General features: G+C 61.7%; 20 protein-coding genes and 1 tRNA gene. 11 read left to right on the forward strand and 10 right to left on the reverse strand.

The genetic code is table 11. The annotated features are described in order from the left end of the window. Positions 1–91 precede the first annotated feature (91 nt). The 5 genes from BLL38_RS05560 to BLL38_RS05580 all read right to left on the reverse strand — a co-directional run bounded on the left by BLL38_RS05560 (position 92) and on the right by BLL38_RS05580 (position 4,636). A complete protein-coding gene (locus tag BLL38_RS05560; protein ID WP_076961646.1) occupies positions 92–760 on the reverse strand; it encodes a hypothetical protein in 669 nt (222 codons plus the stop codon). A 144-nt stretch (positions 761–904) separates the two neighbouring features. Beyond that, positions 905–980 (reverse strand) — tRNA-Phe (locus BLL38_RS05565). A 103-nt stretch (positions 981–1,083) separates the two neighbouring features. Continuing rightward, positions 1,084–1,356, reverse strand: coding sequence for an oxidative damage protection protein (locus BLL38_RS05570; RefSeq protein ID WP_038445278.1), 273 nt, complete (start codon positions 1,354–1,356; stop codon positions 1,084–1,086). Further along, positions 1,353–2,420 (reverse strand): A/G-specific adenine glycosylase, encoded by a 1,068-nt coding sequence (mutY, locus tag BLL38_RS05575; protein WP_076961647.1) that lies wholly within the window; start codon positions 2,418–2,420, stop codon positions 1,353–1,355. Before mutY ends, BLL38_RS05570 begins: the two co-directional genes overlap by 4 nt. Then, positions 2,417–4,636: an AsmA family protein gene (locus BLL38_RS05580; protein ID WP_076961648.1), complete on the reverse strand. Its 2,220-nt coding sequence runs from the start codon at positions 4,634–4,636 to the stop codon at positions 2,417–2,419. The genes mutY and BLL38_RS05580 overlap by 4 nt, the downstream gene beginning before the upstream one ends. A 297-nt stretch (positions 4,637–4,933) precedes the next feature. Between BLL38_RS05580 and BLL38_RS05585 the strand changes: the two genes are divergently transcribed. From BLL38_RS05585 to BLL38_RS05615, 7 genes are all read left to right on the forward strand, one after another. After that, entirely contained in the window at positions 4,934–6,595 is a 1,662-nt protein-coding gene (locus BLL38_RS05585) for an OFA family MFS transporter (RefSeq protein WP_076961649.1), read from the forward strand. Between the two features lie 281 nt (positions 6,596–6,876). Then, positions 6,877–7,470 carry an imidazoleglycerol-phosphate dehydratase HisB gene (hisB, locus tag BLL38_RS05590; protein ID WP_003218037.1) on the forward strand — a complete coding sequence of 198 codons (594 nt, stop codon included), beginning with the start codon at positions 6,877–6,879 and terminating at the stop codon, positions 7,468–7,470. Beyond that, positions 7,470–8,108, forward strand: a complete 639-nt coding sequence (gene hisH / locus BLL38_RS05595) for an imidazole glycerol phosphate synthase subunit HisH (protein ID WP_076961650.1) — start codon at positions 7,470–7,472, stop codon at positions 8,106–8,108. The genes hisB and hisH overlap by 1 nt, the downstream gene beginning before the upstream one ends. Continuing rightward, on the forward strand, positions 8,108–8,365 hold the full coding sequence (locus BLL38_RS05600; protein ID WP_076961651.1) for a DUF2164 domain-containing protein: 258 nt from the start codon (positions 8,108–8,110) through the stop codon (positions 8,363–8,365). Before hisH ends, BLL38_RS05600 begins: the two co-directional genes overlap by 1 nt. Positions 8,366–8,404: 39 nt before the next feature. Next, entirely contained in the window at positions 8,405–9,142 is a 738-nt protein-coding gene (gene hisA / locus BLL38_RS05605; RefSeq protein WP_076961652.1) for a 1-(5-phosphoribosyl)-5-[(5-phosphoribosylamino)methylideneamino]imidazole-4-carboxamide isomerase, read from the forward strand. Between the two features lie 9 nt (positions 9,143–9,151). After that, complete coding sequence (gene hisF, locus BLL38_RS05610) at positions 9,152–9,922, forward strand: imidazole glycerol phosphate synthase subunit HisF (RefSeq protein WP_003171107.1); 771 nt, start codon at positions 9,152–9,154, stop codon at positions 9,920–9,922. A gap of 66 nt (positions 9,923–9,988) precedes the next feature. After that, the gene (locus BLL38_RS05615; RefSeq protein ID WP_076961653.1) at positions 9,989–10,744 is read left to right on the forward strand and encodes a substrate-binding periplasmic protein; all 756 of its coding nucleotides are present in this window, start codon (positions 9,989–9,991) and stop codon (positions 10,742–10,744) included. A gap of 3 nt (positions 10,745–10,747) precedes the next feature. Here BLL38_RS05615 and BLL38_RS05620 read toward each other — a convergent pair whose 3' ends face one another. The 4 genes from BLL38_RS05620 to gpmI all read right to left on the reverse strand — a co-directional run bounded on the left by BLL38_RS05620 (position 10,748) and on the right by gpmI (position 16,442). Beyond that, positions 10,748–11,521 (reverse strand): divergent polysaccharide deacetylase family protein, encoded by a 774-nt coding sequence (locus tag BLL38_RS05620; protein ID WP_076961654.1) that lies wholly within the window; start codon positions 11,519–11,521, stop codon positions 10,748–10,750. A 1-nt stretch (position 11,522) separates the two neighbouring features. After that, a complete protein-coding gene (locus BLL38_RS05625; protein WP_076961655.1) occupies positions 11,523–12,830 on the reverse strand; it encodes a S41 family peptidase in 1,308 nt (435 codons plus the stop codon). 29 nt (positions 12,831–12,859) lie between these two features. Next, on the reverse strand, positions 12,860–14,146 hold the full coding sequence (locus tag BLL38_RS05630; RefSeq protein WP_076961656.1) for a murein hydrolase activator EnvC family protein: 1,287 nt from the start codon (positions 14,144–14,146) through the stop codon (positions 12,860–12,862). 769 nt (positions 14,147–14,915) lie between these two features. Continuing rightward, positions 14,916–16,442 (reverse strand): 2,3-bisphosphoglycerate-independent phosphoglycerate mutase, encoded by a 1,527-nt coding sequence (gpmI, locus tag BLL38_RS05635; protein WP_076961657.1) that lies wholly within the window; start codon positions 16,440–16,442, stop codon positions 14,916–14,918. 151 nt (positions 16,443–16,593) lie between these two features. On the opposite strand from gpmI, the gene BLL38_RS05640 reads away from it, so the two are divergent. The 3 genes from BLL38_RS05640 to secB are packed head-to-tail and all read left to right on the forward strand — an operon-like array spanning position 16,594 to position 17,793. After that, entirely contained in the window at positions 16,594–17,007 is a 414-nt protein-coding gene (locus tag BLL38_RS05640; RefSeq protein WP_076961658.1) for a rhodanese-like domain-containing protein, read from the forward strand. Between the two features lies 1 nt (position 17,008). Beyond that, complete coding sequence (grxC, locus tag BLL38_RS05645; protein ID WP_076961659.1) at positions 17,009–17,263, forward strand: glutaredoxin 3; 255 nt, start codon at positions 17,009–17,011, stop codon at positions 17,261–17,263. A 44-nt stretch (positions 17,264–17,307) separates the two neighbouring features. Continuing rightward, on the forward strand, positions 17,308–17,793 hold the full coding sequence (gene secB, locus BLL38_RS05650) for a protein-export chaperone SecB (RefSeq protein ID WP_029295909.1): 486 nt from the start codon (positions 17,308–17,310) through the stop codon (positions 17,791–17,793). A 152-nt stretch (positions 17,794–17,945) separates the two neighbouring features. Here secB and BLL38_RS05655 read toward each other — a convergent pair whose 3' ends face one another. Continuing rightward, the gene (locus BLL38_RS05655) at positions 17,946–18,401 is read right to left on the reverse strand and encodes a tRNA (cytidine(34)-2'-O)-methyltransferase (protein ID WP_057437141.1); all 456 of its coding nucleotides are present in this window, start codon (positions 18,399–18,401) and stop codon (positions 17,946–17,948) included. On the opposite strand from BLL38_RS05655, the gene BLL38_RS05660 reads away from it, so the two are divergent. Then, a complete protein-coding gene (locus BLL38_RS05660) occupies positions 18,400–18,840 on the forward strand; it encodes a hypothetical protein (RefSeq protein ID WP_076961660.1) in 441 nt (146 codons plus the stop codon). The genes BLL38_RS05655 and BLL38_RS05660 overlap by 2 nt on opposite strands. Positions 18,841–19,183: the final 343 nt, after the last annotated feature.

Here is a 19,183-nt window from a genome sequence, read left to right on the forward strand (position 1 = left end):
GCTTTTGCGGGAGGATTTGATGCGGGCGACCTGATGGGGTCGCCTTGTGCGGGGAGGGGGCAACCAAGGCTGGCTGTCGTGGGTTGACGAACTATTTGCAGCGGTAACCCTCGGGCATCGTGACGCTGTAGTTGCGCTGCACACGGTCCTGGAAATTCAGGTTCTGCAGGCCCTGCTGCACCACAAAGGCTTCGACTTTGGCGGCTTGGCAGTCATCGTTATAGGACGTGACACGCAGCAGGTACACCGCGCGTTTGCTCGCTTCATCCCGGGCGGTGGCGGTGAAGGTGGTGAGGGTGGTGTAGCCGGTACGCTCCGAGCTGCCCACCGGGCCATAGGTGGTGTTGGGCGTGCTGGTGCAGATCATCTGGTCGCTTTTTTTCTTGCTGTTCTTGCACACCGTGGAAGTGCTGGTTGGCACCTGTCCATAGTCGGTGGCGGTGTAGCGGTAAGTCTCCCGACGGCTGTCGATATCGAGGGTGACGGTCATTTTCGGTGGTCGATTCTTGGGGAGGGTCATGTCGGTATAGACCTCGCGAAAGCCCTGGTCCTTCATGGCGCTGACCATATCGCGCAGGTAGTAGCGGGCATTGAGCGCACGCTCGTCATTGCCACCGACCGACGTCACCAGCACCGTTGCCTGGCGGTCAAAGCGATAGTCCGGGTCAGGTGTGGCATTGATCGCCACGTCCATTTGCGTGGCGCATCCGCTGAGCAGCGTGGTCAGCAGGCAGAGTACGCAGAACAAGTACCGGGTCATGAGGTCATTACCTTGCAACTGAAAATTGAGTAAAGGCTAAACGAGGGAGCCTCGCAATAAACAACTCTCAAGCCTGTAGCCATTAAATCGCAGGCAATAAAAAACCCCAAGGAATCATCTTCACTTGGGGTTTTTCGGTATTAGTGGTGCCCAGAGACGGAATCGAACCGCCGACACGGGGATTTTCAATCCCCTGCTCTACCGACTGAGCTATCTGGGCAACGGGGCGCATTAAACGGGTTTTTCAGGGGGTCGTCAAGCAAGTTTTCAAAAAATATTTAATTATTACCGTCGCTTACGTGCCAACCCCGGTTTTTGCTCAATTATTGAGCAGGCGGCACGTAGCCGTCGGCCTTGGCGTAATCCTCGCCGGAAAAGTACTTGTCCATCTCGCCCTGCAGATATTTGCGGTCTTCGGCGTTCATCATGTTCAGGCGTTTTTCGTTGATCAGCAGGGTCTGGTGCTTCTGCCAGTCGGCCCAGGCCTTGGCGGAAACGTGGTCGAAAATGTCCTGGCCCTTGGCGCCCGGGAATGGGGCGCGTTCCAGGGCGGGCAGTTCTTCGTGGTACTTGCGGCAGATGATGGTGCGGGTCATGACGAAACTCCTGCGTTCAATACGTCGGCCGCGCGCTTCAACAGTTTTTTCACCGGGGCGGCAAGGCCCAGGCGCGGCGGGGTGGCGAGGTTATACCAGAGCCAGTCGGCCTCGGCCACGTGATGGGCCGATTCCTCGACCTGCACCAGCCAGGGTTCGATCGCCAGCTGGAAGTGGCTGAAGGTGTGCACCAGCCCCGGCAGTTCCTGGTGTTTGCCCAGCGCCAGCGAGTGCTGGTTGGCCAGGTGTTCCAGGTCATCCAGGTCGTCCAGCTCCGGCAGGCTCCACAGCCCGCCCCACAGGCCCGTGGAGGGGCGCCGGTAAAGCAGGATCGCGCCCTCCTGGTTGGCCAGCAAGGGCATCAGCGTGCGCTTTTGCGGGATGGACTTGCGTGGTTTGGGGATCGGGTAGCGGGTTTCCAGGCCCAGCATGTGCGCCTCGCAGCCCTTCTCCAGGGGGCACAGCAGGCAACTGGGCTTGCTGCGGGTGCAGAGGGTGGCGCCCATGTCCATCATGGCCTGGGTGTAGGCATTGACGCGGGTCTGCGGGGTAAAGCGCTCGGCGGTGGCCCACAGCTGCTTGGCCACCTTGGGCTCGCCCGGATAGCCTTCCTGGGCGGTGAAGCGTGCCAGCACGCGCTTGACGTTACCGTCGAGGATCGGCGCGCGCAGGCCCATGCTCAGGCTGGCGATGGCGCCGGCGGTGGACAGGCCGATGCCCGGCAGTTCGGTGAGTTTCTCGACGTCGCGCGGGAATTCGCCACCGTATTGGGCAACCACGATCTTGGCGGTCTTCTGCAGGTTGCGCGCCCGGGTGTAGTAGCCCAGCCCGGTCCACAAGTGCAGCACTTCATCTTCCGGCGCGGCCGCCAGGGCCTCGACCGTTGGCAGCGAGGCCATGAAGCGGTCGAAGTAGTTGAGCACGGTGCTGACCTGGGTCTGTTGCAGCATGATTTCCGAGACCCACACCCGATACGGGGTGATGCCCTGTTGCCAGGGCAGGTCATGGCGACCGTGGCGGTCGTACCAGTCCAATACGGCCGCTGAAAATTGTTCGTTTTTCATCGGTTGAACAAACCTTTGAGGGCGTCTTTGAGCTTGGGGTTGACCTTGTCGAGCTTCTCTTCAATTTTCTCGCTGAGCTTGTTGCCCGCCATCTTGGCGGCCACCTGGCCCAGGCCGTCCTTGTCCAGGCGGCAGGCCTTGGCGCCCAGTTCCAGCGGGCCACGGCAGCGCAGCGGCACTTCGATGCCCTGGAAGTTCGAGCCGACCTGGCAGGCCGGGTCCGGCATGTCGCGCTTGTCGCCTTCGACGATGATGCCCACGCGGTAGTCCATGCCCAGCACGCGCAGGTCCACGTCGCCATTGCCGTTGACGGTCAGGCCGGGGATGCGCACTTTCAGGTCCGGGTTGCTGGCCACGCCGTTGCGCAAGGTCAGGTTGCCCTTGAGTTCCTGGAACGGTGTGTCCTTGCTGCGTGGCGTGGTGGCGAGCGTCTTGCGGTTGAGCAGGGCAATGCCGGTGCACAGCTGTTGCTCAAGGTTGGCATTGAGCAGCACGCCATTGTTGATGACGAAGCTGGCGGTGCCGTTGAGGCTGTCGACCAGGGCTTTCTGGCTGTTGCCGCGCCCGGTCAGGTTGCTGTCGAGGGTGATTTGGCCCTTGACCGGCGGGGTCTGCCCCTGGGCCTGCAGGATGCGTTCGACCGGCACTTGCTTGATTTTGGTCTGCAACGCCAGCACCGGCACATCTTCGCGGGCGTCGAGGCTGCCGCTTGCCTGGAACGTGCCGTTGTAGAGGCCGCCGCTCAAGGTGTCGAGCTTGAGCTGGCCACCCTGGCCGGAGGCCTTGAGGGCTGCATTCTCGATAGGCAACTGGCTCAGGGTCAGTTGGCCGAAGGACAGGTCGGCAATCACGTCCAGGTTGCGCAGGCGCGCCAGGGGCAGCAGTTTGTCGGTGCTCCAGGCGCCTTGGGTCGGCGCATCCGGCAACGGCGTGGTGCCACCGGCGGCCATGGCCCCGGCTTCGCTGCTCTGCACTTGGGCCTGGCGCGCGACGGCGGCGCTGTTGGCGGCCTCGGACTTGGCGGGCAGGTAGTGGTCGGCATTGAACGTGTCGGCCTTTAACTGCACGCGCAGGGCTTGCCTGGCAAAGTCTTCCACCGCCAGGCGCCCGGTAAAGGTGCTGCCATCGAGTTTCAGGTTGAGGTCTTCCAGGGCCAGGCTCGACGGCGTGCCTTGCAGGCGGCTGACCAGTTCGACCTTGCCCAGGCTCCCTGGGGCCATGGCCGGCAGGGGCTGGCCGACGCTGTCGAGGAACTTGGCCAGGTCGAACTGGGCAATCGACAGGGCGCCGCTGAGCTGCGGGGTTTTATCCAGGTCGTTGACCTTCAGTTCGCCCAGTGCCCGCAGTTGGTTAAGCGAGAGCTTGAGGCCGGTCCACTCGGCAATGTTCGCCGACAGGTCCACCAGCAACTGGCCCTGGGTGGCAAAGGTCACGGTCTTGCCTTGCAGTGGCTCGCCAGTGGCTTCGCCGGAGAATTTCATGTCTTCAAACTGGTAGCGCTTGAGGGCACGGTCAAAACGCAGCTCGCCGTTGAGCTCGCTCTTGACCCGCATCACCGGCTGGTTGCTGCCGAAGAAGGCGGTGAGCTTGACCGGAATGCTCGCGCCTTCATGCACGGCGCCGGTGCTCAGTTGGATGCTTTCGGCGCTGAACTGCTTGCCGGTCTGCTCGTCGTTGTACTCGATACGGGCGTTGTTGACCGTCAGGCTGTCGATATCCAGGCGGATCGGCTGGGCCGGCTTCTCTGGCGCTGGCGCCGTGGTTGGCGCGCTCGTCGCGGGTGCCTCGGGGGTGCCGGTGGCCGCAACGGGCGGTGCCTTGCCGATATCTTCCCAGTTGCCGTGGCCTTGCTTGTCACGGCTCAGGCGCAGGTTCAGGCCTTCGACGCGTACATCGCTCATCTGCACTTCGCGGCGCAGCAGCGGCAGCACGCGCACCGACAGGCCGAGCATTTGCAGGTCGGCAAACGGTTGGGCAGGGTTGCTCAGGGTGGCCACGCTGGCTTCATGCAGCTCCAGGCCCAGCCAGGGGAACAGGCTCCAGCCGATATCGCCATTGAGCGTCAGCTCGATGTGGGCCTTGTCGCGGGCAATCTGGCGAATCTCTTCTTTGTAGTCGTTGGGATCGAAGAGGTGGGTCAGGGCAAAGCCCAGAGCCACAATGATCAGCAACAGCCCGAGGAGTACCAGACCCAGGATTTTGCCGAACGCTTTCATGGGCGAGTCCTTGTATGTCGATTTTAAAATTTAGCCGCAGAGTATAACGCCGCCAGGCCCATGGCTGTTTACGCATCGTTACATAGTGTCAAACAAAACAGATGAGCCGAAAAAGGTAGTGTCAGTTTGGTTTTTCTCGCCGCGCCAAGTGCTAATCTTTGCGCGTTCGCCCGCCTTCTGCGACGAAACGTCGCGCCTACAGGGAGCTTTAACTCAACAAAACGGCCACGCATTGCGTGCAAAGGCCGAGGAGGAGAGCGCCTGGCGAACACAGACTAATAACTGGGGGAAACACCAATGAGCACTAGCACTGCGGCGGGCATCTCTGCTGCGCAGCCTGCGTTCCTGTCCAAGGAGCGCATCATCGCCAAGCCCGGGTTCAACCGCTGGCTGGTTCCGCCGGCCGCCCTGGCCATCCACTTGTGCATCGGCATGGCCTACGGCTTTTCGGTGTTCTGGCTGCCACTGTCCAAGGCGCTGGGTGTCACCGCGCCGGTGGCCTGTGCACCGGACATGAGCTTTATCGCCCAGGTCTTCTCGTCGTCCTGCGACTGGCCGATCTCTATGCTGGGCTGGATCTACACCCTGTTCTTCATCTTCCTGGGCTGCTCGGCGGCGATCTGGGGCGGCTGGCTGGAACATGCCGGGCCGCGCAAGGCCGGTGTGGTCTCGGCCCTGTGCTGGTGTGGTGGCCTGCTGATTTCGGCGTTGGGGATTTATACCCACCAGATCTGGCTGATGTGGCTCGGCTCCGGGGTCATCGGCGGTATCGGCCTGGGCCTGGGCTATATTTCGCCGGTCTCGACCCTGATCAAATGGTTCCCGGACAAGCGCGGCATGGCCACCGGCATGGCGATCATGGGCTTTGGCGGTGGTGCGATGGTCGGCGCGCCCCTGGCGGCGGCGCTGATGGGCCACTTTGCCTCGCCGGCCGGCGTGGGGGTGTGGCAGAGCTTTTTGGTGATGGCCGCGATCTACTTCGTGTTCATGATCGGCGGTGCCTTGTCCTACCGCGTGCCGCCGACTGGCTGGAAGCCTGAGGGCTGGACCGCACCGGCGAAAAAAGCCAGCAACGCGATGATCACCCACCGTCACGTCCATGTGAACGTGGCCTGGAAAACCCCGCAGTTTCGCCTGGTGTGGCTGGTGCTGTGTCTGAACGTGTCGGCCGGTATCGGTATCCTGGGCATGGCGTCGCCATTGTTGCAGGAAGTGTTTGGCGGCAAATTGCTGGGCGTGGATGTGCCATTTGGCCAACTGGATGCTGGGCAACTGGCCTCCATCGCGGCCATTGCGGCGGGTTTCACCGGGTTGTTGAGCCTGTTCAACATTGGTGGGCGGTTCTTCTGGGCCTCGTTTTCCGACTACCTGGGCCGCAAAAACACCTATTTCGTGTTCTTCGCCCTGGGTTTTGCCCTGTATGCGCTGATCCCGAACCTCGGCCACCTGGGCAACGTCTCGCTGTTCGTGGCGGCGTTCTGCATCATCCTGTCGATGTACGGCGGCGGCTTCGCGACTGTGCCGGCCTACCTGGCGGACCTGTTCGGTACGCAAATGGTTGGTGCGATCCACGGTCGCCTGCTCACCGCGTGGGCTGCAGCCGGCGTTCTGGGCCCGGTGCTGGTGAACTACCTGCGCGAGTATCAGTTGAGCATCGGCGTCGACCGCGCCGCAGCCTATGACATCACCTTGTATATCCTCGCCGGCCTGCTGGTGCTGGGCTTTATCTGCAACCTGCTGGTGCGTCCGGTGGCCGATAAGTACTTCATGACCGACGCGGAACTGGCGGCCGAACAGGCCCTGGGCCATGACAAGGGCGCCGATGCCAGCACGTCCCTGGAGTGGAAAGCCGCGTCCGGCACCGTGCCATTGGCCATTGCCGCCTGGCTGGTGGTGGGGATTCCGCTGGCGTGGGGTGTGTGGGTGACCTTGCAGAAGACGGCAGTGTTGTTCCACTGATCACCGCGCGATAATTGATCGTTCCCACGCTCCCGCGGGGGATGATCGTTCCCACGCTCTGCGTGGGAATGCCAACCCGGACGCTCTGCGTCCCGATCATGGGGTGACGCCGAGCGTCACGGGATGCATTCCCACGCAGAGCGTGGGAACGATCTTTGCGGTTGTATGGACATGTCTATGCCCGACAGGCCGTCAGTCTTATCCCCTTCGATGTTTCTGTTTAGCGCCCGCAGCCCCTATAATGGCCACCTTTTTCGCCCAATGATTTTGCGGAGCTGGTGATGGCCGAACGTAAGGCGTCCGTCGAGCGCGACACTCTGGAAACCCAGATCAAAGCCTCGATCAACCTGGATGGCACCGGAAAGGCCCGATTTGATATCGGTGTTCCTTTTCTTGAGCACATGCTGGATCAAATCGCCCGTCATGGGCTGATCGACCTGGATATCGTCAGCAAGGGTGACCTGCATATCGACGACCACCATACCGTGGAGGATGTCGGTATCACCCTCGGCCAGGCGTTTGCCAAGGCCATCGGCGACAAAAAAGGCATCCGCCGTTATGGCCATGCCTATGTCCCGCTGGACGAGGCGCTATCGCGTGTAGTCATCGACTTCTCCGGCCGCCCAGGCCTGCAGATGCATGTGCCGTACACCCGTGCCACCGTGGGCGGCTTTGATGTGGACCTGTTCCAGGAGTTCTTCCAGGGCTTCGTCAACCACGCCCTGGTCAGCCTGCACATCGACAACCTGCGTGGCACCAACACCCACCACCAGATCGAAACCGTGTTCAAGGCTTTCGGCCGCGCCCTGCGCATGGCCGTGGAGCTGGATGACCGCATGGCCGGGCAAATGCCTTCGACCAAGGGCGTTCTGTAATGCAGACGGTCGCGGTTATCGACTACGGCATGGGCAACCTGCATTCGGTGGCCAAGGCCCTCGAGCACGTAGGCGCCGGCAAGGTGCTGATCACCAGCGACGCACAGGTGATCCGCGAAGCCGACCGGGTGGTGTTTCCCGGTGTGGGCGCGATTCGCGATTGCATGGCTGAAATCCGCTGCCTGGGCTTTGACAGCCTGGTGCGCGAAGTCAGCCAGGACCGGCCGTTCCTCGGGATCTGCGTGGGCATGCAAGCCTTGCTCGACCGCAGTGAAGAAAACGGCGGCGTCGACTGCATCGGCCTGTTCCCGGGGGAGGTGAAGTTCTTCGGCAAGGACCTGCACGAAGACGGCGCACACCTGAAAGTCCCGCACATGGGCTGGAACGAAGTGCGCCGCACCGTCGACCACCCGTTGTGGCACGACATCCCGGACATGGCGCGTTTCTACTTCGTGCACAGCTATTACATTGCCGCCGGTAACCCGCGCCAGGTGGTGGGTGGCGGGCACTATGGCGTCGACTTTGCCGCAGCGCTGGCCGAAGGTTCGCGCTTTGCCGTGCAGTTCCACCCGGAGAAGAGCCATACCCATGGCTTGCAGTTGCTGCAGAACTTCGCCAGTTGGGACGGGCGCTGGTAATGGCCAAGAAGATCAAGCCGCCGATCCTCAATCTCACTCCCCAGCAGGAGAGTGAGGCGACCGACAAGGTCAAGCGCTTCATGGAAGACCGCTTCGAGCTCAAGCTCGGGTCGTTCGAGGTGGCTGAGATCCTCGAACTGTTCACCACTGAAATTGCTCCGCACTATTACAACAGGGCGATTTTCGATGTGCAGACGCACCTTAAAGAAAGGTTCGAGAGCATCGAAAGCGACTTGTGGGCGCTCGAAAAACCCTGATTTTCCGAGCAATGCTGAATATCGAATAAGGTTTGCCAGATGCTGATTATCCCCGCTATCGATCTCAAGGACGGCGCTTGCGTACGTCTGCGCCAGGGCCGCATGGAAGATTCCACAGTGTTTTCCGATGACCCGGTGAGCATGGCTGCCAAGTGGGTGGAGGGCGGCTGCCGTCGCCTGCATCTGGTGGACTTGAACGGCGCCTTTGAAGGCCAGCCGGTCAATGGCGAAGTGGTCACGGCCATCGCCAAGCGCTACCCGAACCTGCCGATCCAGATCGGCGGCGGTATCCGTTCCCTGGAAACCATCGAGCACTACGTCAAGGCGGGCGTGAGCTACGTGATCATCGGCACCAAGGCCGTGAAAGACCCGGCCTTTGTCGCCGAGGCCTGCCGCGCGTTCCCGGGCAAGGTCATCGTGGGCCTGGACGCCAAGGATGGTTTTGTCGCTACAGACGGTTGGGCGCAAATCAGCACCGTGCAGGTGATCGACCTGGCCAAGCAGTTCGAGGCCGACGGCGTGTCCGCCATCGTTTATACCGATATCGCCAAAGACGGCATGATGCAGGGCTGCAACGTACCCTTCACCGCTGCGCTGGCGGCCGCCACCAAAATCCCGGTGATCGCTTCCGGCGGTATCCACAACCTGGGCGATATCAAATCGCTGCTGGACGCCAAGGCGCCGGGGATCATCGGCGCCATTACCGGCCGCGCGATCTACGAAGGCACCCTGGATGTTGCGCAAGCCCAGGCTTACTGCGATGCCTACAACGGCTGAGGACTGACCATGGCGCTGGCCAAACGCATCATCCCTTGCCTGGACGTCGACAACGGTCGGGTGGTCAAGGGCGTCAAGTTCGAGAACATCCGTGATGCCGGCGACCCGGTAGAAATTGCCCGTCGCTACGACGAGCAGGGTGCCGACGAGATTACCTTTCTCGACATCACCGCCAGCGTCGACGGCCGCGACACCACGTTGCATACCGTGGAGCGCATGGCCAGCCAGGTGTTTATCCCGCTGACCGTGGGCGGTGGCGTACGCACCGTGCAAGACATCCGCAACCTGCTCAATGCCGGTGCAGACAAGGTCTCGATCAATACCGCGGCGGTGTTCAACCCGGAGTTTGTCGGCGAAGCGGCGCAGCACTTCGGTTCACAATGCATTGTGGTGGCCATCGACGCCAAGAAAGTCTCAGGGCCCGGTGAAACCCCGCGCTGGGAGATCTTCACCCATGGCGGGCGCAAGCCTACCGGCCTGGATGCGGTGGAGTGGGCGATGAAGATGGAAGGCCTGGGCGCCGGTGAGATCCTGCTGACCAGCATGGACCAGGACGGCATGAAAAACGGCTTCGACCTGGGGGTGACCCGCGCTATCAGCGATGCGCTGGGTATTCCGGTGATTGCGTCTGGTGGCGTGGGCAACCTGCAACACCTGGCCGACGGCGTTATCGAAGGCCACGCCAGCGCGGTGCTGGCGGCGAGTATTTTCCATTTTGGCGAATACACGGTTCCCGAGGCCAAGGCCTACATGGCTGCACGCGGCATCGTCGTACGCTAAACGCCACTGGACACCATGGCAGGCTCGCGGCACTCTTGGGCCTGCCATGGATTCCGGTAACCCTACATGCTCAAAGACCTGCTGCTTGCCCTCGCCAGTTCTTCCATTCTGTTGGCGGGCTCGGCCAACGCCGCCGAGCCTTCCGGCACCTCCCTGGTGCTGCTGACGGAAAACTTTCCGCCCTACAACATGGCGAAAAACGGCAAAAACTTCGCCAGGGACGAGAACATCGAAGGCATCGCCGTGGATATCGTGCGCGAGACCTTCAAGCAGGCCGGCATTTCCTACAACCTCACGCTGCGCTTCCCCTGGGAGCGGATCTATAAACTCGCCCTGGAAAAGCCAGGCTATGGTGTGTTCGTCATGGCGCGGCTGCCGGAGCGCGAAGCCCTGTTCAAATGGGTCGGCCCCATCGGCCCGGATGACTGGGTGCTACTGGCCAAGGCCGACAGCAAGATCCAACTGACTGACCTTGAGCAAGCCCGTAGCTACAAGATCGGTGCCTATAAAGGCGATGCCATTGCCCAGACCCTGGAAAAACGCGGTCTCAAGCCGACCATCGTGCTGCGTGACCAGGACAATGCGCAAAAGCTCATGGACGGGCAGATCGACCTCTGGGCCACTGGCGACCCTGCCGGGCGCTATCTGGCGCGCCAGGTGGGGGTTTCCGGGCTCAAGACGGTGCTGCGTTTCAACAGCGCGCAGTTGTATCTGGCGCTGAACACGGAGGTGCCGGATGAGGTCGTGGCCAAGTTGCAGGCTGCGCTTGATCAGCTACGCCAGGACGGCGTTGTGGACCAGATCATGGCGCGCTACCTATAGGTTTCAGCGGTAAACCCCATCCTTGCCGTGCCCAGCCATGGCCCGGTTGCTGCGCACACTGATCATCAGCTTGAGATCAATCCACTCGACGCCCTGGGCCTTGAGCTTGGGCAGCTCGCGCTCCAACACCGCCAGGGTCTGTGGGTAAGGGTGGCCGATCATCACCGCCGAACCCTGTTTGTGCGCCAGCTTTATCGCGGTCTGCAGCTGCGTGGTGATGGCTGCTTCGGTACGTTCATCATCGAGGAACACATCCCGTGAGACATGGGCCAGGTTGATTTTCTGTGCCTCGGCGGCGGCCACGGTCTTGGCGCTGGTGCGGCTGTCGACGAAGAACTTGTGCCGACGCTGCAACTCGCCCATCAACCACGCCATGGCGCCAGGCTCGGCGGTCATGCGGCTGCCCATATGGTTGTTGACCCCGGCGGTGTAGGGCACGGCCTTGAACGCCGCATCCAGGCGCTTGCCCAGTTCTTCGACAGGCAGCTCGGGGTGCCAGGCGAATGGGCCGGTGGCCGGATCCATAGGCATGTGCAGGATCACGATCTTGCCGGCGCGGTGGGCCTCGCGGGCGAATTCGGCGGCGTGGGGCGTGTCGGGCATGATCGCTGCTGTCACTGGGCCGGGCAGGGCCAGCACACGACGATCCCGGGGCAGGTTTTGCCCAAGGTCGTCGATGATCAGGGTCAGGTAGGCTTTGTGAGACTTATCGGCAGGGGTCGCTTGGGCGACCCCTGCCAGGCTGCACAGCACCGCGATGATCAGGGCAAAACGCATATCAACGATTGCGCGTAATGCTCAAGCCCTTGAGCAGGCTCAACGCCTGGGCCAGCTGGTAATCGTCGTCCTGCGGCATCGGCTTGGCTTTCGGGCCGCTGCCGGTCGGCTGGTCGGCGCCGCCGTTGCCATTGCCCAGGTGACCTTGCAGGTCGGCTTCCTTGAAGTACTCGTTGTCGCTCTCGTTGGTGATCTTGGCCCGGCGTACCTCGATATCCGGCACGATGCCCTGGGCCTGGATAGAACGACCATTAGGCGTGTAGTACAGCGCCGTGGTGATCTTCAGCGCGCGCTCGTTGTTCAGCGGCAGCACGGTTTGCACCGAGCCTTTGCCGAAGCTGGTGGTGCCCATCAGTACCCCGCGTTTCTGGTCTTGCAGGGCGCCGGCGACGATTTCCGAGGCCGAGGCGCTGCCGCCGTTGATCAGCACGGCCAGCGGCACGTTTTCGCTGAGGTCGTGGCCGGTGGCCGAGAAGTGCAGTTCGGAGTTGGCGATACGGCCCTTGGTGTAGACGATCAAGCCCTTGGTGATGAAGTGGTCGACCACTTCCACCGCCGATTGCAGCACGCCGCCGGGGTTGTTGCGCAGGTCCAGGACGATGCCGTTAAGCTTCTTGCCGTTGTCCTTGCGCAGCTTGGCCAGGGCCTTGGCCACTTCGTCGCCGGTCTTGACCTGGAATTGGGTGATGCGGATATAGCCGTAGCCCGACTCCAGCAACTGGCTCTTCACACTCTTGACCACGATGGTGGCGCGGGTCAGGGTCACGTCAAACGGGCTGCCGCCGTCGCGTACCAGGGTCAGGGTGATTTTCTGGCCGACCTTGCCGCGCATCTTGTCGACGGCTTCGGTCATGGTCTGGCCACGGGTCGGCTGGCCGTTGATCTTGACGATCAGGTCACCGGCCTGGATGCCGGCCTTGGACGCCGGGGTGTCGTCGATTGGCGACACCACCTTGATGATGCCGTCCTCGGCACCGACCTCAATGCCCAGGCCGCCGAATTCGCCGCTGGTGCTTTCCTGCAACTCGGCGAAATCTTCCGGGCCCAGGTAGGCAGAGTGCGGGTCGAGGTTGCTGAGCATGCCTTTGATGGCGTTTTCCAGCAGGGTCTTGTCGTCCACAGGTTCGACATAGGCTGCCTTGATCCGGTCCATGACCTCGGCGAAGGTGCGCAATTCGTCCAGGGGCAGCGGTGCCTTGGTGGTCGCGGCCGTGGCTGATGGCGCGGTCTGGTCGGCGAATGCCAAAGGCGCGCCGATCACCAGGGCGATCGTCAGGGCCAGCGAAGTGAGGCGGGACAAATGCAGCATGTCGAACGAACTCCTAATGTAGGTGCGGCCTATCCTTGGGCGCGACACCATTGTGCAGGGTCGCTCGGGCGGCCCTGCTGACGAATAGCGAAGTACAGCGCCGGGGTGTCCTGGCCACCACTGTTACCGACAGTGGAGATGGATTCACCGGCTTTTACAACATCACCTGCGGCCTTGAGCAACGTTTGATTGTGGCCGTAAAGGCTCAAATAGCCATTACCGTGGTCAAGAATCACCAATAAACCGGCGCCGCGCAGCCAATCGGCAAACACCACGCGCCCGCCGTGCACGGCATGCACCTGGCTGCCCGCAGAGGCGCTGATCATCACGCCGTCCCACTTGGTACGGGTGTCATCACCACGGGTTTCACCAAAGCGTGCCAGTAGTCGACCATTAACTGGCCATGGAAGTTTGCCGCGGGCAGTAGCAAAAGGCCCGCCAAACGACTCGCCGGCGCTGGAAACCAGGGGGCCAGGTGCTGCACGCGCCGGTTTACGCGGGGCGTCGCTGGCGAGCGCCTCGGCTTCACGCTGGCGCTTTTTTTCTGCTTCCTGCTGGGCGATCAGCGCTTTTTGCCGCGCCTGCTCCGCCTCGCGGGCCTGGCGCGCCAGGGTTTCCTCGATGGTTTTCAACACTTTGGCCAGATCGGCCTGGTCCTGTTGCCGCGCCTGCAACTTGGCATCACGGGCTTTTACGTCGCTGTTGAGCTTGGCCAGGGCCTGCTGACGCTCCTTGCGTACCTTGTCCAGTTCGTCGCGCTGGGTGTCCAGGCTGCTTTTTTGGGCCAGCAGTTGGCTTTGCTGGTCGGCGATTTCCTGCTCGACGTTGGCCAACTGGCGCAGGGTCTCGTTGAAACTCTTGAGCTGCTCCAGCCGCGCGGTGCTCAGGTAGTCGTAGTAGGTCAGGGTGCGGGCGAATTTTTCCGGATTCTGCTGGTTGAGCAGCAGCTTGAGGTATTCCTGGCGGCCGTTCTGGTAGGCAGCACGGGCCTGGATCGCGATCAGGCGTTGCTGTTCAACGCGCGCGCTCTGGAGTTTTTTTTTCTCACCGTCGAGTCGCTCCAGTTCCGACTCGCTCTTCTTTAGTTCTTTTTGCAGCTCCTGGACCTGCTTCTCCAGCTTGCCCATTTCGGTTTCCGTGCCGCGCAGGTCTTTCTGCACCCCGGATTTTTCTTCCTGGAGCTTGCCGAGCAGTTTCTTCAGCTCGGTAATGTCCTGACGCGTAGCGTCCAACTGTTGTTGGGTTTGCGCACGCTCGTCGGCCAGGGCCGGTTGGAGCACGCAGACAAGAGCAAGGGTAATCAAGGCGCGAAGCATAGAGGCGGGCGACACCAGGGAAAGGGACGGCCTAGTATGCCCGCCCCACGCTGCAAAAAAAACGCCCAATTCGGGCTGGCGGGCAAGTTAGGCGCTGAGTGGCGGGGGTGTGGCTAAAAGCCACCTTCAAAAACACCACTTACCCATGTGGGAGCGGGCTTGCCCGCGATTGCGTTGTGTCAGCCATAGAAATGTCGACTGATCCGCCGCTATCGCGGCATAGGTATCTACACAACTTTCTTTTGGATATGAGTACATATCCATTGCTGCGGTAACGGCCACTTAGGGTTCCGCCCTGACGGCGGCTCACTTTTGAAAAGCGCAAAAGTAAGCAAAACGCTCTTGCCCCACCACTCGGCACCTCGCCTAGGCTCGGTGTGCCCGTCATCCGACATTGATTTGGGGGGCCGCCGCGATGGGCCATCCATGGCCCAGCGCGGCTAAACCGGCGTCCTGCCGGTTTACCCCCCAAATCAATATCGGATGACGGCCAGCGTGGTTTAACGGGGCGCCTAAGATCAAAATCACAAGCAAAGCGAGGCGGCCTGACAGCCGACCTGATCCTTGAGGCGTGCGCGTACCCCTGTGGGAGCGGGCTTGTCGGGTCGCCGCATCGCCGCGATGACGGTGTATCAGTCGATAAATGTATTGGCTGACCGGCCGTTATCGCAGCAATGGATATGTACACAGACCGAGAAGAGAGTTGTGTAGATACCTATGGCTATCGCGGGCAAGCCCGCTCCCACATTGTTAATGGTGGGTTTGAGAGTCAGACCAGAATCGAGGTACCGGTCATCTCGGCAGGTTTCTCCAGGCCCATCAGCATGAGCATGGTTGGTGCCACGTCCGCCAGCACGCCGCCTTCGCGCACCTTGAAGTCGCGCTTGCCCACATAAATGAACGGCACCGGCTCGGTAGTGTGGGCGGTGTGGGCCTGGCCGGTGGATTCGTCGGACATCTGCTCGCAGTTGCCGTGGTCGGCAGTGATCAGTGCTTCGCCGCCGACCTTTTCCAGGGCCTCGACGATCCGGCCTACGCACAAGTCCAGGCATTCCACGGCCTTGACCGCCGCTTGCAGGTTACCGCTGTGGCCCACCATGTCGCCGTTGGCGTAGTTGACCACGATCACGTCATAACGCTGGTGTTCGATGGCGTCGACGATCTTGTCGGTCACCTCCGGCGCGCTCATTTCCGGTTGTAGGTCGTAGGTGGCGACTTTCGGCGATGGGATCAGGATGCGCTCTTCGCCCGGGAACGGTTCTTCACGCCCGCCGGAGAAGAAGAACGTGACGTGGGCGTATTTCTCGGTTTCGGCAATGCGCAGCTGGGTCTTGCCGTTTTTGGCCAGGTAATCGCCCAGCACGTTTTCCAGGCTGCCCGGGGCGAAAGCCGACGGGGCCGGGATGTTGGCGGCGTATTGGGTGAGCATCACGAACTCGACTTTCGGCTGGCGCGCGCGCGCGAAGTCTTTGAAATCGTCATCGACAAACACATGGCTCAGCTCGCGGGCACGGTCGGCGCGAAAGTTCATGAACACCACGGCGTCGCCATCTTCGACTTTCACCGGCTCGCCGAGGGTGGTGGCCTTGACGAACTCATCGCTCTCGCCACGGGCGTAGGCGGCTGCCAGGCCTTGCTGGGCGGTGGCCGCGTTGAATTCGGCGTTGCCGTCGACGATCAGGTTGTAGGCCTGGGACACGCGGTCCCAACGGTTGTCGCGGTCCATGGCGAAGTAGCGGCCGACCAGGCTGGCGATGCGGCCCTTGCCGAGGGCGGCGAAGGTGGCGTCCAGCAGCTCGATGGACGATTGCGCGCTTTTGGGCGGGGTATCGCGGCCATCGAGGAAGGCGTGCAGGTAGATCTTCTCGGCACCGCGCTGGTAGGCCAGTTCGGCCATGGCCACCAGGTGGTCCTGGTGGCTGTGCACGCCACCGTCCGACAACAGGCCCATCAAATGCACGGCCTTGCCGGCGGCGACGGCTTTATCCACCGCGGCGCAGAGGGTCGGGTTCTCGAAGAACTCGCCATCGCGGATGGCTTTGGTCACGCGGGTGAAGTCCTGATAGACCACTCGTCCGGCGCCCAGGTTCATATGGCCGACTTCAGAGTTGCCCATCTGGCCGTCCGGCAGGCCGACGTCCATGCCCGAACCGGAGATCAGGCCATTGGGGACACTGGCGCACAAGCGGTCCAGCACGGGCTTGTTCGCCGCGAATACGGCGTTGTCGTGGTGGTTTTCACTGTGACCGAAGCCATCGAGAATCATCAGGACCAAAGGTTTAGGCGTGGTAGTCATAGATCCTCTCGCGGCGGTATTAAAGGAAGGCGATTGAAAAGGGAGTGGCAGTTTAAAGCGAAGTTCCGATGCCGTCACCGCTTTACGGGGGTTGGCCCCCCATGGCGGCTGTGTATACTTACCGCCATTTTAACGCCCTGGAACCTCCTTGATGGTTGATCACCTGATTGCATTTGCTACCTCTCACTATCTGCTGGTCGGTGCCTTCGTCGTACTGCTGGCGCTGCTGATTGCTCATGAAGTGAGCCGTGGCGGCCGTAGCCTCAGCACCGCCGAGCTGACTGCGCTGGTCAACAAGGACCAGGCCGTTGTCGTCGATATCCGCCCAGTCAAGGACTTTGCCGCCGGTCATATCGTCGGCGCGCTGAATATTCCCCAGGATAAGCTGATTGCCCGCATCGCCGAGCTGGAAAAGCACAAGGCCAAGACCATTATCCTGGTCGACGCCCAGGGCCAGCATTCCGGTGGCCATGCCCGCGAAATGCTCAAGAGCGGTTTCACCGCCGCCAAGCTGTCGGGTGGTATCTCCAGCTGGCGCGCCGATAACCTGCCGTTGGTGAAGTGATATGAGCCAGGTTGTCATTTATTCCAGCGATTATTGCCCCTATTGCATGCGAGCCAAGCAGTTGCTCCAGAGCAAACAGGTTGCCTTCGATGAGATCAAGGTCGATGGCAAGCCGGCGGTGCGTGCCGAGATGACCCAGAAGGCTGGGCGTTCATCCGTTCCGCAGATCTGGATCGGTTCCAGGCACATCGGTGGATGCGACGACCTGTTCGCCCTGGAGCGCGCCGGTAAATTGGACGCGCTGCTTCACGTCTGACTCCAATACCCTAAAAGACCCCAAGATCAAGAAGGATCTGCGCGATGACTGACCAACCGAACACCGAAGCGGCAGCAGAAGAGGCTCAAGGCCCACAATTTTCCCTGCAGCGTATCTACGTGCGTGACCTGTCGTTTGAAGCGCCGAAAAGCCCGGCGATCTTCCGCCAGGAGTGGACCCCAAGCGTCGGCCTGGACCTGAACACCCGTCAGAAGCAGCTGGAAGGTGACTTCCACGAAGTCGTGCTGACCCTGTCGGTCACCGTCAAGAACGGCGAAGAAGTGGCCTTCATCGCTGAAGTGCAGCAGGCCGGTATCTTCCTGATCCAGGGCCTGGACGATGCGTCCATGAGCCACACCCTGGGCGCGTTCTGCCCGAACATCCTGTTCCCGTATGCCCGTGAGACCCTGGACAGCCTGGTCACCCGTGGCTCGTTCCCGGCCTTGATGCTGGCCCCGGTGAACTTCGATGCCCTGTATGCGCAAGAGCTGCAGCGCATGCAACAGGAAGGCGCACCGACGGTTCAGTAAGCGGCACGTCGATCCCATGTGGGAGCGGGCTTGTGTGGGAGCTGGCTTGCCTGCGATAGCATCACCTCTGTGTGACTGACACACCGAGGTGCCTGCATCGCGGGCAAGCCCGGCTCCTACACAAGCCCGCTCCCACATTTGGTTTTGGGGGGTTATTTGAACCCGAGCTGGCGCCAGCCCTCGTAGACCGCGACGGCCACGGTGTTGGACAGGTTCAGGCTGCGGCAGCCCTCACGCATCGGCAAACGCAGGCGCTGGCCGTCGGGCAGGGCGTCGAGTACGTCTGCCGGCAGGCCACGGCTCTCAGGGCCGAACAGAAAGGCGTCCCCCTCGGCAAAGCTGGCATCATGAAACGGCCGCGAGCCCTTGGTGGTGAACGCAAACAGGCGCGGCTGGCCCAGGCTCTCCAGGCAACTGGCGAGGTCGGCGTGGCGCTGCAGGGTGGCGTACTCGTGATAGTCCAGGCCCGCGCGGCGCAGGCGCTTGTCGTCCATCTCGAAGCCCAGCGGCTCGATCAAATGCAGGTGGCAGCCACTGTTGGCGCACAGCCTGATAACGTTGCCGGTATTCGGCGGAATTTCTGGTTGGAAAAGGATGACGTGAAACATGCACGGCTCCGAAGATAAAGATGCAGCGCATTCTACCCCTGAAGACGACCCCAGGCCGAAGCTATTGCCCAGGGTCCTGGGCTCGCTGGCGATTGTCGGCCTGATGGTGGGCTTGATGATCGGTCGCCTGACCACCCCGGACCCGACCGCCTTGCTGCAGGTCGAGCCCGCCACCGACGGCCTGGTGGTGTGGTTCAACCACGAGCCAAAGCTGCACGGCGAGCATATCGACGGCACCGTGGCGCTGCTGTTCGACGCCCAGGGCCCTGCGCAGGCGGGGCAATTGAAGGTCAATGACAAGGATGTGAACTGGCGCGTGCGCAAGACCGATGCCGGCTTGCTGCTGAACCTGGTGGCGGCGCGGCCGCTGCGCGGGGAGTGGTCGGGCCAGGCGGTCGATGACCGCTGGCGACTGGAGATCGATCTCCTGGAGCAATAAAAGAGGGAGTTCCCGGCCTGCCTGTACCAGGGCTCCCAAAACGGTTTGAAACTCGAATTAAAGAGGGGATTCTCGGCCTGCCTGTACCAAGGTCCCCGAAACTGGGTAGTACCAGGGTTATTGCAGGGGGCGTGCCAGAGTTGGGTGGTGGCCCAAAAATCTTATTCAGAAAGCGCAAAGCCCCGGATTACGGGGCTTTGGTGTTTTCGGGGTTCAGTGGGTATTTCATCCGGGCGTTGAATGTGTGCGCGATGCCGGTTCATGGTGCGTTGAAGCGGTGCACACGAAACAACTGTGGGAGCTGGCTTGCCTGCGATAGCGGTGTATCAGTGCCATATTTACT

This window comes from Pseudomonas gessardii, from assembly GCF_001983165.1.
Classification (GTDB): domain Bacteria; phylum Pseudomonadota; class Gammaproteobacteria; order Pseudomonadales; family Pseudomonadaceae; genus Aquipseudomonas; species Aquipseudomonas gessardii.

What these genes read in the sequence shown, in the direction of transcription:
- BLL38_RS05560 (WP_076961646.1), bottom strand. Translation starts at nt 760, where the DNA reads ATGACCCGGTACTTGTTCTGCGTACTCTGCCTGCTGACCACGCTGCTC.
- BLL38_RS05570 (WP_038445278.1), bottom strand. Translation starts at nt 1,356, where the DNA reads ATGACCCGCACCATCATCTGCCGCAAGTACCACGAAGAACTGCCCGCC.
- mutY (WP_076961647.1), bottom strand. Translation starts at nt 2,420, where the DNA reads ATGAAAAACGAACAATTTTCAGCGGCCGTATTGGACTGGTACGACCGC.
- BLL38_RS05580 (WP_076961648.1), bottom strand. Translation starts at nt 4,636, where the DNA reads ATGAAAGCGTTCGGCAAAATCCTGGGTCTGGTACTCCTCGGGCTGTTG.
- BLL38_RS05585 (WP_076961649.1), top strand. Translation starts at nt 4,934, where the DNA reads ATGAGCACTAGCACTGCGGCGGGCATCTCTGCTGCGCAGCCTGCGTTC.
- hisB (WP_003218037.1), top strand. Translation starts at nt 6,877, where the DNA reads ATGGCCGAACGTAAGGCGTCCGTCGAGCGCGACACTCTGGAAACCCAG.
- hisH (WP_076961650.1), top strand. Translation starts at nt 7,470, where the DNA reads ATGCAGACGGTCGCGGTTATCGACTACGGCATGGGCAACCTGCATTCG.
- BLL38_RS05600 (WP_076961651.1), top strand. Translation starts at nt 8,108, where the DNA reads ATGGCCAAGAAGATCAAGCCGCCGATCCTCAATCTCACTCCCCAGCAG.
- hisA (WP_076961652.1), top strand. Translation starts at nt 8,405, where the DNA reads ATGCTGATTATCCCCGCTATCGATCTCAAGGACGGCGCTTGCGTACGT.
- hisF (WP_003171107.1), top strand. Translation starts at nt 9,152, where the DNA reads ATGGCGCTGGCCAAACGCATCATCCCTTGCCTGGACGTCGACAACGGT.
- BLL38_RS05615 (WP_076961653.1), top strand. Translation starts at nt 9,989, where the DNA reads ATGCTCAAAGACCTGCTGCTTGCCCTCGCCAGTTCTTCCATTCTGTTG.
- BLL38_RS05620 (WP_076961654.1), bottom strand. Translation starts at nt 11,521, where the DNA reads ATGCGTTTTGCCCTGATCATCGCGGTGCTGTGCAGCCTGGCAGGGGTC.
- BLL38_RS05625 (WP_076961655.1), bottom strand. Translation starts at nt 12,830, where the DNA reads ATGCTGCATTTGTCCCGCCTCACTTCGCTGGCCCTGACGATCGCCCTG.
- BLL38_RS05630 (WP_076961656.1), bottom strand. Translation starts at nt 14,146, where the DNA reads ATGCTTCGCGCCTTGATTACCCTTGCTCTTGTCTGCGTGCTCCAACCG.
- gpmI (WP_076961657.1), bottom strand. Translation starts at nt 16,442, where the DNA reads ATGACTACCACGCCTAAACCTTTGGTCCTGATGATTCTCGATGGCTTC.
- BLL38_RS05640 (WP_076961658.1), top strand. Translation starts at nt 16,594, where the DNA reads ATGGTTGATCACCTGATTGCATTTGCTACCTCTCACTATCTGCTGGTC.
- grxC (WP_076961659.1), top strand. Translation starts at nt 17,009, where the DNA reads ATGAGCCAGGTTGTCATTTATTCCAGCGATTATTGCCCCTATTGCATG.
- secB (WP_029295909.1), top strand. Translation starts at nt 17,308, where the DNA reads ATGACTGACCAACCGAACACCGAAGCGGCAGCAGAAGAGGCTCAAGGC.
- BLL38_RS05660 (WP_076961660.1), top strand. Translation starts at nt 18,400, where the DNA reads ATGCACGGCTCCGAAGATAAAGATGCAGCGCATTCTACCCCTGAAGAC.
- BLL38_RS05655 (WP_057437141.1), bottom strand. Translation starts at nt 18,401, where the DNA reads ATGTTTCACGTCATCCTTTTCCAACCAGAAATTCCGCCGAATACCGGC.